This window comes from Pontibacter burrus (assembly GCF_010686685.1).
GTDB classification, from domain to species: Bacteria; Bacteroidota; Bacteroidia; order Cytophagales; family Hymenobacteraceae; genus Pontibacter; species Pontibacter burrus.
In genome coordinates this window covers 115218-127954 of the sequence record NZ_JAAGWD010000007.1, presented here as the reverse complement: position 1 = coordinate 127954, position 12737 = coordinate 115218, and the positions used below count along the sequence as shown (strand labels likewise).

Annotated in this window: 12 protein-coding genes; 7 read left to right on the top strand and 5 right to left on the bottom strand. The window is 45.8% G+C overall.

What is annotated here, in order from left to right:
- Positions 1 to 264 precede the first annotated feature (264 nt).
- The 3 genes from GXP69_RS15695 (at position 265) to GXP69_RS15685 (ending at position 2228) form a co-directional block, all read left to right on the top strand.
- Complete coding sequence (locus GXP69_RS15695; RefSeq protein ID WP_163916042.1) at positions 265 to 849, top strand: Crp/Fnr family transcriptional regulator; 585 nt, start codon at positions 265 to 267, stop codon at positions 847 to 849.
- 75 nt (positions 850 to 924) lie between these two features.
- Complete coding sequence (locus GXP69_RS15690) at positions 925 to 1344, top strand: DUF4345 domain-containing protein (protein WP_163916040.1); 420 nt, start codon at positions 925 to 927, stop codon at positions 1342 to 1344.
- A 278-nt stretch (positions 1345 to 1622) separates the two neighbouring features.
- Complete coding sequence (locus GXP69_RS15685) at positions 1623 to 2228, top strand: YceI family protein (RefSeq protein ID WP_163916038.1); 606 nt, start codon at positions 1623 to 1625, stop codon at positions 2226 to 2228.
- A 217-nt stretch (positions 2229 to 2445) separates the two neighbouring features.
- Here the strand turns inward: GXP69_RS15685 and GXP69_RS15680 are convergent, their stop codons facing one another.
- Together GXP69_RS15680 and GXP69_RS15675 are read right to left on the bottom strand one after the other, a co-directional pair.
- Positions 2446 to 2787: an ASCH domain-containing protein gene (locus tag GXP69_RS15680; protein ID WP_163916037.1), complete on the bottom strand. Its 342-nt coding sequence runs from the start codon at positions 2785 to 2787 to the stop codon at positions 2446 to 2448.
- Between the two features lie 413 nt (positions 2788 to 3200).
- Positions 3201 to 3491, bottom strand: coding sequence for a transposase (locus GXP69_RS15675; protein ID WP_163916035.1), 291 nt, complete (start codon positions 3489 to 3491; stop codon positions 3201 to 3203).
- A gap of 106 nt (positions 3492 to 3597) precedes the next feature.
- Between GXP69_RS15675 and GXP69_RS15670 the strand changes: the two genes are divergently transcribed.
- Both GXP69_RS15670 and GXP69_RS15665 read left to right on the top strand, forming a co-directional pair.
- Positions 3598 to 3789, top strand: coding sequence for a hypothetical protein (locus GXP69_RS15670; RefSeq protein ID WP_235925764.1), 192 nt, complete (start codon positions 3598 to 3600; stop codon positions 3787 to 3789).
- Between the two features lie 326 nt (positions 3790 to 4115).
- Positions 4116 to 5660, top strand: coding sequence for an anti-phage dCTP deaminase (locus GXP69_RS15665; protein ID WP_163916033.1), 1545 nt, complete (start codon positions 4116 to 4118; stop codon positions 5658 to 5660).
- A 570-nt stretch (positions 5661 to 6230) separates the two neighbouring features.
- On the opposite strand, the gene GXP69_RS15660 is transcribed toward GXP69_RS15665, so the two are convergent.
- The gene (locus GXP69_RS15660; protein ID WP_163916031.1) at positions 6231 to 6701 is read right to left on the bottom strand and encodes a hypothetical protein; all 471 of its coding nucleotides are present in this window, start codon (positions 6699 to 6701) and stop codon (positions 6231 to 6233) included.
- A gap of 168 nt (positions 6702 to 6869) precedes the next feature.
- On the opposite strand from GXP69_RS15660, the gene hrpB reads away from it, so the two are divergent.
- Positions 6870 to 9320 (top strand): ATP-dependent helicase HrpB, encoded by a 2451-nt coding sequence (hrpB, locus tag GXP69_RS15655; RefSeq protein ID WP_163916030.1) that lies wholly within the window; start codon positions 6870 to 6872, stop codon positions 9318 to 9320.
- A gap of 111 nt (positions 9321 to 9431) precedes the next feature.
- On the opposite strand, the gene GXP69_RS15650 is transcribed toward hrpB, so the two are convergent.
- Positions 9432 to 9788 (bottom strand): endonuclease domain-containing protein, encoded by a 357-nt coding sequence (locus tag GXP69_RS15650; RefSeq protein WP_163916028.1) that lies wholly within the window; start codon positions 9786 to 9788, stop codon positions 9432 to 9434.
- Positions 9789 to 10310: 522 nt separating this feature from the next.
- On the opposite strand from GXP69_RS15650, the gene GXP69_RS15645 reads away from it, so the two are divergent.
- Entirely contained in the window at positions 10311 to 11783 is a 1473-nt protein-coding gene (locus GXP69_RS15645) for an alanine/glycine:cation symporter family protein (protein WP_163916027.1), read from the top strand.
- A 141-nt stretch (positions 11784 to 11924) separates the two neighbouring features.
- Here GXP69_RS15645 and GXP69_RS15640 read toward each other — a convergent pair whose 3' ends face one another.
- Positions 11925 to 12215 carry an isoamylase early set domain-containing protein gene (locus GXP69_RS15640; protein WP_163916026.1) on the bottom strand — a complete coding sequence of 97 codons (291 nt, stop codon included), beginning with the start codon at positions 12213 to 12215 and terminating at the stop codon, positions 11925 to 11927.
- Positions 12216 to 12737: the final 522 nt, after the last annotated feature.

The following is a 12737-nucleotide window of genomic DNA, read 5'->3' as shown; positions in this document are numbered from 1 at the left end:
GGATCAGAAGTAGCTATGAAAGCAACGGCTTGTGTCGAGTTGTAGCTTTAGTCAACTATAGCATTAGACGCTCACAGGAGCTGCGCACACTGTGAGGTCTTCTCCAACTATAGAACATATAAGATGTCTCGACTAACGCTCGACATGACTAAGAAACAACTATAGTGTGAGATAGATTTCTCGCTTAGGCTCAAGATGACATTACAACCCCAAAATTTCCAAATCCCCTAACATCGATTAAATTGCAACAGCAACATCATAACTATGACGCAAGAACTACAGCAGCTAAAGCAACTGGTAAACGGTATTCACTATTTGTCTGACCAAGACTGGGAGGCTTTTGCAGCTGTCTGGACGCGCCATGTGGCTAAACGGAAGGAGCCCCTGACTATGGCGGGCGAGGTGGAGCATTATTTATACTTTGTGGCCGATGGGGTGCAGCGGGTGTATTACTTCGACGACCAGGACCGGGAAGCGACATTGGTGTTCACCTATGCCCCGTCCTTTGGCGGCGTGCTCGATTCCTTTATGCTGCAGCAGCCTTCCCGTTATTACTATGAAACCCTTACCCCCTCCGTTTTCCTGAGAGCGCCATTCCCGGAGCTGCAGCGGCTCATGCAGACCAGGCCGGCTATCGAGTCCATGATCCGGGAAGGGCTGAGCCATAGTATGTCGGGTTTGCTGGCGCGATTGGTAGAACTGCAGTGTTATACCTCGGAGGAGCGGTTCCGGAAACTGCTGCAGCGCAGCCCCCACATTCTTCAACTGGTGCCGCATAAGTACCTGGCCAATTACCTGGGCATCGACCCAACCAACTTCAGCAAACTACTCAATAAAGTGCGCATCTGAAATCTTGGTATTTACCAAGAATAGTCTTTCCGGGGCACGCCATCTTTGTAACATCAACTTAAACAAATGAATGTTATGAAGACGCAAAGAACCGTAACCCTGGCCTCCAAAGGCTTTATTCTCCTCTCGGCGCTCAGCCTCCTGTCTGTTAGTGTAATGGCTTTCGCCAACCCACAGTCCGTGATGGACCTGGTGCGCGTGCAGCTCAACAATACCGATGCCTTCAGCTCCATACGCGGGGTGTACGGTGGCGTCGGGATGACGCTCTTCCTGAGCCTGATTTACCTGATGTGGCGCGACACCCAAAGCGGCCTGCTGTTTCTGTGCCTGCTCTGGGGCTTCTACGCCTTGTCGCGCACCATCACCATTTTCTCGGAAGGAGCCCTGGGCGACTTCGGAAATCAATGGCTGCTGATAGAGTCGGTATTTTTTGTGCTGGCTTTGGGCCTGGCAGTGGCTAATCGAAAAGCTATACCTACCGATAAGGTGGTTTAGAGGAAGGTTGCCAGCAAGTAGCTTGATTCTCTCAAAACTGTCCCTCTAATGACAAAGCCGTTCTTTCTGCAAGATTCTCCCCTTGAGGGTAGTGCAGAGGGGTGTAAAGCTACAGAGCAGAATGCTTCTGTTAGCAAAAACCGGTGACTCTGCAAGTGAAAACACCCCTATAGTCCCCTCAAGGGGATAATTATACACTAAGACTGGCTCTGTTCACCCTAAAAGGCTTATCCAAAAACTACATCCAAATCATTTCAAAACTCAAACAAAATAAAACTATGAAAAAAGTACTATTAGTTGCGTGTGTTCTTTTTAGTGGCCTTTGCCTGACCAGCTGCGAAGACGAGGAGCTGAGCAAAAGTACCTATGCCCTGCAGGAGAGCGCCTCTGTGGTGAAGTGGAAAGGCTACAGCCCGGTGCTGTACCACGATGGCTCCTTTCAGATACAAAGCCAGGACATCAAAGTGGTAGATGGAAGGATAACGTCCGGCACGTTCACTATTCCGATTGCGACGATTGAGAACTTCGACCTGCCTGACGAGGTGAAGCCCATGCTGTTCGAGCACCTCAAGAGCCCCGACTTCTTTAACCTGGCGCTGCACCCCACAGCCTCCTTCCGCATCACGAAGGTGCAGCCTATTGCCACTGTAGCAGAAGGGGACAACTATATTGTAACCGGCGACTTTACCATGCTAGGGCAGACACACCCGATCTCGTTCCCGGCAAACATTAACCTGCAGGGAAGCAAACTGGAGCTGGAGGCAAGCTTTAAGCTGGATAGAACCAGATGGGGCATGACCTACGCCGCTGATCCAGAGCTGGGCGAACACCACATCCTGCCGGAAGTGGACATACAATTCGACCTGACGGTAAACAGGAAGTAAGCGCGCTTGCCTGGGGCAAAGTATATAGGTTGATTTACTGAAGGGGCTGCCAAATAAAGGTAGTCCCTTCGGCTTTAAAAACATAAATAGAAGTCTAATGCTGGCGCGAGCTTGCAGCTCGTGCCTTTTACTTTTCCACGCGCAGCAATACCTCAAGTAGGCGTAACAGTACGAGCTACAAGCATGCTACAGAAGGGGAATCGTCTAAAAATTAATTTTACGCAGGTAGCAACTTAAAGTAAATGATGGTACAACGGTCTTCGGCTGTAATGTCCGGATAAAACACTTTCAGGTCTGCCCGGAGGGTTTCAAGGTTCTCAAAGCCATCCGTCAGGGCATCAGCCTCAGTTAAGTCGGCAAACGATTTAGTAAAATCCAGCTTTTCTATCTGTGCCTTTTCTGGTAAGGTCATATCGCCAAAAACCAGCGGCAACTGTATGGCGTTTGGCAGCACATACCCTAACCGGATGGTAGACGTCTTCTGGTGCTGACACACCAGTTCAAGGTATTTTTCATGAAAGTGCAGGTGGTCGATGATCTCTGTTTTAGCTTTTCTCATGCGCTAATTTACTTATAATATAGCAGGCTGTTATACCCGCTGGTGCGGGCTTGCAGCCTTATCCTGTTGCCAGTTAGTTAATTCTAAATTTGGCTGGCAAACGCTGGCGCGAGCTTGCAGCTCGTGTCTCCACCATTCAGGCAATATCAATCTCCAGCATACCTTTGCCACCGCTAAAGTCAATCGCGCTGCTATACTTCCAATGCTCCGGCTCCGACACAAAACCGGCTACTACTAATGTACTTCACTTCAATAGTAGCTCGGAGGCTTGAGTCATAAGTTGATACTAAAAGTTTACCCACCCCTAACCCCTCCAAGGAGGGGAATAAATTCCTTTTGTAAAATTCCCCTCTCGGGAGGGGCAGGGGTGGGTTCATACTTCTTCCGGCTCTCCTGGTTATGCTCAACTATACTTAGTCCCCCTTTGAAGGGGGGAGGGGGATGTTTTGTTTGGAAGTATAAGTTTTCAGCTCCTTCAGCAGCGCGCTCGGGTTGTTGTCTTTGGCCCGGAAGATAAGATGTACGTGGCTGGGCATAATGCACCAGGCATAAATCTCCATGCCTTTGTTTTTGCGGCAGTAGTCCAGGCTCTCGGTAAGCAGGGCAAAGTACTCCTCTCGCGTAAACACGTCTATCCAGTACACCACCGCAAAGCTCACAAAGTATAGCCCCTCCTTGTTATGAAATTTATACTTCCGGCTCATGAAAGCATATACTGCTACGGCACTACTTCAGGTTCAGTGTTGTAATAGTAGTTCTTCGCTAGTGCGAGCTTGTTGCTCGTACTGTTTCTTGTGCTTAAAAATATAGTTGTATGGAGAAGAAAATGGCACGAGCTACAAGCTCGCGCCAGCAGGGGAAGTTACCTTAGTAGAGAACCTGATCACATTCGATGACCTGGCACAGCTCGAAACCACCATCCAGATGGGCTTTAAAGAAGGCCTGACAGCGGCCATGGAAAATCTCGATCAACTATTGGCTGCTCAGAAACAGGAGGCCTAAGGGTAGTAAGCTGCAGAAAAGAGAACCTATTTAATAGCATAAATAAAAGCGGGGCTGGTGCATAACCCTATAGCCCCGCTTTTATAGTTTATCCTACTCATTCATTATCTGCTAGTTCGAGCTTGTAGCTCGTACTGTTACTTGTGCTGAAGGTAAGGCTGCGGGGAAAGGAAAAGGGACGAGGTGCTTGCTTGCACCAGTTGGCGAATCATTTGAAAATCTATTTTATTACGAATAAATGCATTGCAAATGATTGAGTAAATTATGTTTTTTATATATTTATAATGATATATATTAGCCAATATTTATGAATCAAACTTATCAAAATGTCGCTACCTGCACTAAAAATTTTTCCTGATTCGAAAGAATCAGGAAAAAAGTTAAAAGAAAGAATCATTGATACTCACACAGAGGAGCTAATAATTGGGTTATGTGGCCCAATAGGTACTGATATACACTTTGTAGCGAAACAATTAGGCTCAGTAATAGATGTTCACTACGGTTACAAATTTGAGATTATTAGGTTAAGTGATTTTATAAAAAAATTATTTAATGTCAAACGTGAGGATTTTACAAGTGAGTATGATTATGTAAATCAACTAATTGCTCAAGGAAATGAGCTTAGGAAGGAAAAAGGACCAAGTGTATTAGCTGAACTTGCTATAAATGAAATTGCAGTAAAAAGAGAGATAACTAAGCAAGAAAAATCAGAAAATACCTTTAAATCAGAAAGAACATGCTACATAATTGATTCTTTAAAAAATGTTGAAGAGTTAGAGCTATTCCGACTAATATATTCTGATTTATTTTACTTTATCGGTGTCTTTTCAAATATTGAAATAAGAGTTCAAAATTTAGAAAATAGACGCTTACAAAAGCATGAGGTTTATAAACTAATAGACGTCGACTCTGGAGAAGAAATCCAATTCGGACAGAAAGTAGCTAACACATTTGTTCAAGCAGATTTCTTTCTAAGATTAGAAAGTTCTAATTCAGTTTTAGTTAATAGTAGAATTATTCGATACTTAAATTTAATATTTAATTCAGAAATTATTACTCCAAGTTCTAGTGAAACAGCTATGTATCAAGCATTTGCTGCAGCTGGTAATTCAGCCTGTTTGAGTAGACAAGTTGGGGCTTCAATTACAAATGATAGAGGTGATATAATATCCGTAGGTTGGAATGATGTACCAAAGTATAATGGAGGGGTATACACTTATTCTGAAACGAACCATATGGGTGGTAAGGATCATAGATGTCTTTACGTAGAAGGAGGTAAGTGTTTTAATGATTCTGAGAAACAATTAATTCAATCTCTTTTACTTGATAAACTAATACAAGAAGGTGTAATTAACTTAGAAGATAAGGTTAAGGCGGATTCAATTATCAGATCTTCTAGAATTAAAGAACTCATTGAATTTTCAAGAGCTGTGCATGCCGAGATGCATGCGATTATAGTTGGTAGTCAAAAATCAGGGGCAGATGTAGTCGGAGGTAAATTATTTTGTACTACTTATCCATGTCATAACTGTGCAAGGCATATTATAGCTGCTGGTATAAAAGATGTTTATTATATTGAGCCTTACAGAAAGAGCCTTGCATTGAAGTTACATCAAGATTCGATAACTGAGATTGAATCTCAAACTGACAAAGTACGTATTCTTATGTTTGATGGTGTTTCACCTAGAAGATACCTTGAGTTCTTTACAATGAGTCCTAATTCTAGGAAGGAAAATGGCATTGTTAAAAATATAGATAAAAAGAAAGCTTTCCCTAAGCATACTGTATCTTTGCAAGCAATTCCGATACTAGAGAAAGAAATTATTAAAGAATTAGAGAGTAAAGAGTTGATCAAAATTGATGGTCAGTAATTTTATTTCTAAATGGGCTTTTTATGATTAAGAAAAATAACAAAACAGTTTCAAAATATATACAACTTAGAATAGACTTTGGTGTACATCTCAATGAGGCGAAAGTAATAACATTAAGCCCATTAGTAGAAGACTGCTGTTACGCTTACAATATTGTTAATTCAATTGATAACGAAACAAAGGTTATTGCAATAAATGATAGATCAAGTATTTACAAAAGTATTTTAAATAGGAAAATGGACTAGTTCATTACTTGTACAATAAAAAAGCCGAAGGTAAAAACAACCTTCGGCTTTTTTATTGTACAAGATACACATTGGAATATTGTGCAGAAACTTACTTCTTATAAGTTTTTATAATTTTATCACCACTAATTTCATCTTGCCAAATTTCAACGCCTTGTAAACGTGGCTTTATAGCTGGGCTATGATTGCGTTTGTTCTGTTTGTTCTGACTGTTTTCAGGATTTTGTATTTCGAAATCTTCTAATGGATAGAGCTCTAGCTGTTTTATTGGATAACGATAAAGATTTTGCGAAGTGTAATAGAACTGATCGACAAACTTATTTTTTTAAACTATGTTTTCTTCTTCCTCTAATAAGTTAATTATTTTATCTGTAGCTTCTTCGGGAGTTAAATGCCCCTTACTAACTTCTGTCATTAGTGCTTTAACTTTACCTGGAAAACCAAGTGATCTACTATGAGAAAGTACAATAACATTTTGAGTATTATGTGAAACTATAGACTCTTGAGTAATATAGTCCATAGCTTTATTTCCATATGTAACAACTTTTTCAATACCACCAACAAATCCATCAAAATTACCCATAATGTTAACTAAAGTTAGCAAGCCATAATACAATTTATATCTATATTTAACAGACCCCTGTTCTACCCAAACATGAACTTTTCCGTCTGAAGTTTGAAAAAACTTTTGCTGAGCTTCAAGTGCTAAATTGAATGAATCTAAACCTATGTCAATGATTTTATAGTCAGGTACATTAAGGTTGAGTTTGAGCGAAAGGTTAGCTACTTCAAGCATCTATGTATTTTGTTACTAACTAAGTACAGAAGATATTATTGAATTTTTGATTTCTAAAAATATATAAATTTCATAATATTATTGTTTAATTCTTAGGTATTTATCTCTAATCAATCTTTTATAGCTTTGTAGGATCAAAGTAATTTAATTTACTATAAAGCATAAACCTTGCCCTTCAATCCATTCACCATAGACTTACCCGTTCGGGAAATTATACCTGCTGTTAGGGAGCACCTGGCGGCGCAGAACACGCTGATCGTTAACGCCCCTCCCGGAGCCGGTAAAAGCACCTTGCTGCCGCTGGCTTTGCTGGACGAGGCCTGGCTCGAGGGCCAGAAGATCGTCATGCTGGAGCCCCGGCGCCTGGCGGCCAAAACCATTGCCGAGCGCCTGGCGCAGCTGCTGGGCGAGGAGGTAGGCCAGACCGTCGGCTACCGCATCCGTTTCGAGAACCGCACCTCCGCTGCCACGCGCATCGAGGTCGTGACAGAAGGCATCCTCACCCGCATGATCCACAGCGACCGCTCGCTGACAGGCATTGGCATCGTGATTTTCGACGAGTTTCATGAGCGCAGCATCCATGCCGATGTGGCCATGGCCCTGAGCCGGGAAGCCCAGCAGGCGCTTCGCTCGGACCTACGCATCATGGTGATGTCGGCTACCCTGGACATGCCGCAGCTCACGAGCCTGCTCAAGGCCCCGGTGGCGCAAAGCATGGGGCGGCAATACCCCATCAACACCATCTATACCGGCGACGCCGACGACCGCATGCTGCCCGAAATGACGGCCAAAGTAGTGCAGCAGGCCGCGCAGGAGCAGGAAGGCGATATCCTCGTGTTCCTGCCCGGCGAAAACGACATCCGGAAAGTAGAGATTATACTTCGCAAGCAGCTGCGCGGCGTGCAGATACACCCGCTGTTCGGTATGCTGCCCTTCGGCAAGCAGTACGCCGCCATCATGCCCGACCGCCAGGGCAGGCGCAAAGTAGTGCTGGCCACCAGTATCGCCGAGACCAGCCTGACCATTGAAGGCATTTCGGTGGTGGTGGATACGGGCTTCGGCAAAACCTCCCGCTTCGACCCGAAGTCGGGTTTGTCGCGCCTCGAAACGGTGCGCATCTCCAAAGACGCCGCCGACCAGCGTGCTGGTCGTGCCGGACGTCTGGGCCCCGGCACCGCCTACCGCATGTGGAGCAAAACCACGCAGGAGCGCATGGCCCCGCACCGCACCCCCGAGATCATGGAAGCCGATCTGTCCTCGCTGGTGCTGGACATGGCGCAGTGGGGCATTACGGATATACGGGGCCTTACCTGGCTGAACCCGCCGCCGCGCGCTGCCCTGGCCTATGCCACCGACATGCTGCATCAGCTGCAGGCGCTGGAGCATGGCCGCATCACGGAGCACGGCCAGAACATGCACCGGCTGCCCTGCCACCCGCGCATTGCGCACATGCTGCTCAAAGCCGAAGAAACCAACCAGGTGCCGCTGGCCTCTGATATTGCCGCCGTGCTGGAAGAGCGCGACCCGCTGGATCGCAATGCCGGCATCGACATTAATTTGAGAGTGGAAGCCCTCCGCAGGTATAGAAAAGAGCAGGGGCAGGGCAAGCGCTTTGCCAAGATCGAGAAGATCGCCCGCTCGTACCGCCAGCTCTTTGAGGTGGAGCCCGACAACGGCACCTTCGACGAGTATGAAACTGGTGTGCTGCTGGCGCATTGCTACCCCGAGCGCATCGCCTACGCCCGTCCCGGCAACAACGCGCAGTTTCAGCTGGCCAGCGGGCAGTATGCTTCTGCTGGTCATCGGGATGATCTGGCGCACGAGCCCTGGCTGGCCATCGCGCACCTGCACGCCGGCACGGGCGACAACCCGGGCCGCATTTTCCTGGCCTCCCCGCTCAACCCCCGTGACCTGGCACCGCTGCTCAAGCAGCAGGAGGTATACCACTGGGACGTGAACGACGGCGAACTCACCGCCTCGTTGGACACGCGCATCGGCAGCATCGTGCTGCAAAGCAAGCCGCTGCCTGCACCCGACGAGAAGCACCGCGTACCGGCCATGTCTGAAGCCATCAAGGCAGAAGGCGAGCACCTGCTGGAATTCAACCACGAGCTCACGCAATGGCAAAACCGCGTGATGAGCCTCCGCAAATGGCGCCCCTCCGAGTTCTGGCCCGACGTAAGCACCAGCACCCTGCTCATAACAAATGCAGAGTGGCTGAAACCTTATCTGTATGACATCGAGCACCCCGACGAGCTGATGGAACTGGAGCTGCTGCCGATACTGAAAAAGAAGTACCTGGATGATTCACAACGCGCTAGGCTGGATATACTGGCACCTGCTTTTTTGACGCTTCCGGATGGATCATCTATAGAATTAGAATATAAACCCGATGGTGCTCAACCGAAGCTGGAAATAAGGTTGCAGGATGTGCTGGGGTGGGAGGAAAGCCCTAAAGTGGATGATGGTGAGATGACGGTGGAGTTGTCATTGCTTACGCCTGATTTGAAAGCTATTACAACGGTGTCGGACCTGGCGAGTTTCTGGAAAGGGAACTATAGGGTGATCAAAAGGCAGCTGGAAGTAGTGTTTCCGGAGATGAAGTGGGAGAGAGGTTAGTTTGAGAGTTTAAGGGTTTGGGGTTTGCTTTGCAGCGGTTGGATTACAGTTCTATAGTTTACGTGGTCCAACCACCCCTAACCCCTCCTTATCCAAGGCGGGGAATTTTTCTTACTTACTAAAGTTGTTGCTAATCTCCTGAAGCAAGGCTTCGAGTTGATGAAACACATCCTTATTTTCAAAACGAAGAACTTTAATTCCTATAGTTCCTAACGCTCTGTCACGCTCCATATCTGCCCGCTCTAATATAATGTGTTGGTGCACTTGGCCGTCTAACTCAATGGCTAGCCTTTCGGTAGGACAGTAAAAATCTAGAATATAGTTTCCGATACTATGCTGGCGCCTGAACTTTCGTCCATGAAGCTGACCGTTTTTTAAGTATTTCCAAAGTTCACCTTCCGCACCAGTAGAGTTGTTCCTTAATTCTCTTCTAAAGTCCTTCAGGTATTTCCTGTTATGCACTTTCATTCTTATTGAAGCTATCTAAATGCAGACAACAGTAGCTCACCAATAATTCCCCGCCTTAGACAAGGAGGGGGTAGGGGTGGTTGGATAATGTTAACTATAAGACTATAGCTCCAGCTATAATATAACAAAAACGTCCCTTCCTGAGGGAATAGGGTACAAACAGCACCAACATAGAAAACCCTAATCCCCAATCCCCTTAGTCCGCAGTCCAGACGAGGTAGGTATACCTACAAATCTCATCTTCTGAAACTATAGCGAGCGGGTAATGCCCAAATAAAAGTGATCACTCACTCAAAAATAAATCTTTGATTGCTACATCGCGAGTATTGATTAATGTGCTGATAGCTAGTGTGGTATGGGTATGGTGAATTGTGTTGTAACATCTGTTTAAGCAGGTTGGCTGGACAGAAAGCTGGCTGACAACCCTGCAGTTCTGAATTATTTCTTTTAATTTAAACTGCACAAACACCAAACAACCTTACTAACACTAAACTTTACCACACCTTTTACCCACCTTACCTAATGGAAAACGTCATCAGTTTTGTTAATGATATTATCTGGAGCGATGCTTTAATCTTACTTTGCCTGGGAGCAGGGGTTTACTTCTCTATTGTTACCAGGTTTCTGCAGGTCAGCCAGCTCCGTGAAATGTGGCGCCTGTTATTCAACAGCGAATCATCCAGCAAAGGAATCAGTTCGTTTCAGGCTTTTACGGTTGCTATTGCCGGGCGTGTGGGTACGGGTAATATTGCTGGTGTAGCTACTGCTATTGCCATGGGAGGCCCGGGCGCTGTGTTCTGGATGTGGGCAATTGCATTTCTGGGCAGTGCCTCAGCCTTTATTGAAGCTACGTTGGGGCAGATCTATAAGCAAACCAAAGACGGACAGTACCGTGGTGGCCCTGCCTATTACATTGAGAAAGGCCTGGGCATAAAATGGTATGCTGTTTTGTTCGCCGTTGCTACTATTGTAAGTATGGCCCTGTTCCTGCCAGGTGTGCAGAGCAACAGCATTGCCTCAGGTATCAGCAATGCCTTCCAGGTTCCGGTAGCATATACCGGTGCCGCTGTTACCTTGCTGCTTGCCCTTATTATTATCGGGGGCGTAAAGCGCATTGGTAATGTAGCGCAGGTAGTGGTGCCGTTTATGGCTGGTGCTTATATCCTGATGTCGGTTGTCATTATTATGATGAACATTACAGAAGTGCCGGCGGTGCTTGCTTTGATCTTTCGCTCTGCCTTTAACTTTGAACCAGCTTTTGCCGGCGTAATCGGTATGGCTATTTCTTGGGGTGTGAAGCGTGGAATTTACTCAAACGAAGCCGGCCAGGGAACAGCGCCACATGCTGCTGCTGCCGCCGAAGTAAGTCACCCGGCCAAACAGGGATTGGTACAGGCTTTTTCGGTTTACGTAGATACGCTGTTTGTTTGTACAGCTACCGCATTCATGATCCTGTTTACGGGGCAGTACAACGTTGTGAACCCGGAAGGCGGTTTTATAGTTGAAAATCTGCCTGGCGTACCTTTCGGACCAGAATACACCCAGTCGGCGGTTAATACCCACTTCCCGACGTTGGGCAGCGGCTTTGTGGCGATTTCCCTGTTCTTTTTTGCTTTCACTACCATCATGGCTTATTACTACATCGCAGAAACCAACCTGAGCTACCTGAACACAAAGGGGCGCAAATGGATGATCTGGGCGCTGCGTCTGGTAATGCTCGTGGCTACCTTCTACGGATCTGTGAAAACAGCTGAATCGGCCTGGGTGCTGGGAGACATTGGTGTTGGCTTGATGGCCTGGTTGAACGTGATCGCAATCTTCCTGCTTCGCAAGCCTGCCTTAAAAGCCCTTAAAGATTACCAGGAGCAACGCAAAGCCGGCCTCGACCCAGTTTTCAGTGCTAAGAAACTTGGTATAAAGAATGCAGAGGAATGGGATATAGAACCGGAAGCTGAAGTAAATGTAAAGAAGGAAAAGGAACTGGAAACAGTATAGTTTACCATTCTGAATCCTGTTTCCTGATCAAACAAAAGAGACGCCTCTAAAGCGTCTCTTTTGTTTTAAATGAGATAACAACGCAACTATAGAGCCAGAAAACTTAACCAGCAAAGTGTTTAACTGCGGTATGGTTGTGTGCTAGACAATTAAGAGGCTGTTGGTTTCACCAAACTCGTTTGGTGCTTCACCGTCTGCTTCCGGATCATTTCTCCATTCGGTACCGTTTATAACGTACTTAAATTCGTGCTGACTGTTTTTAGGCAGCGTCTGTACGGCTTCAAAAGTGCCGTTCTTCTTTCTTGCCATGGGTACAGGTGTATCCCAATCATTGTTCAAGCCACGAATTTCTACACGCTCTGCATTATCAAAGCTTGCAGTAAATTTAACTTTGCACTGGTCTTTGGTTTTTAGGTTCGTTTTCTGAATCATGAGTATAAGATTTATCGCCTGTACTTAAGGTTCTACAACGGAATAGTCGAGGAGTTTATAGTAAACCACACCAGCCTTTAAGTCTGAACCTTCAGTTTTACATCACGTTTTTTTATTATCTTTTTCCTAGCTGCCTTACGACAATAATAAGAAAGTGTTCTGTTTAGTAATGTTCAAGCGCGTTTAAAGCTGGGTTTTATAGGTTGGATTGGGGGGTAGAGTAAGTCTCTGTTTTATCAAGGGCGTCTAAACCTTAAAATAGGAGTGTGAGGTGCTCTTGTTGAAGCTATAGTTCTATAGTTTGCAATTAACCCACCCCAGCCCCTCCCGAGAGGGGAATTTCGGTTATAGCTATAGTTTAAACTATTATGCTATAGTTGCATACCACAAATAGGACAGGTTTACCTGGCCCTACGGAACTACGACCACGGAAAGGCGGTGCAACAATAGCTATCCATTAACTAAAGATTAGCTATCGAAGGATATCAGTCTTTGGGTTGAGCGCCTTTGACTTATTGCGGT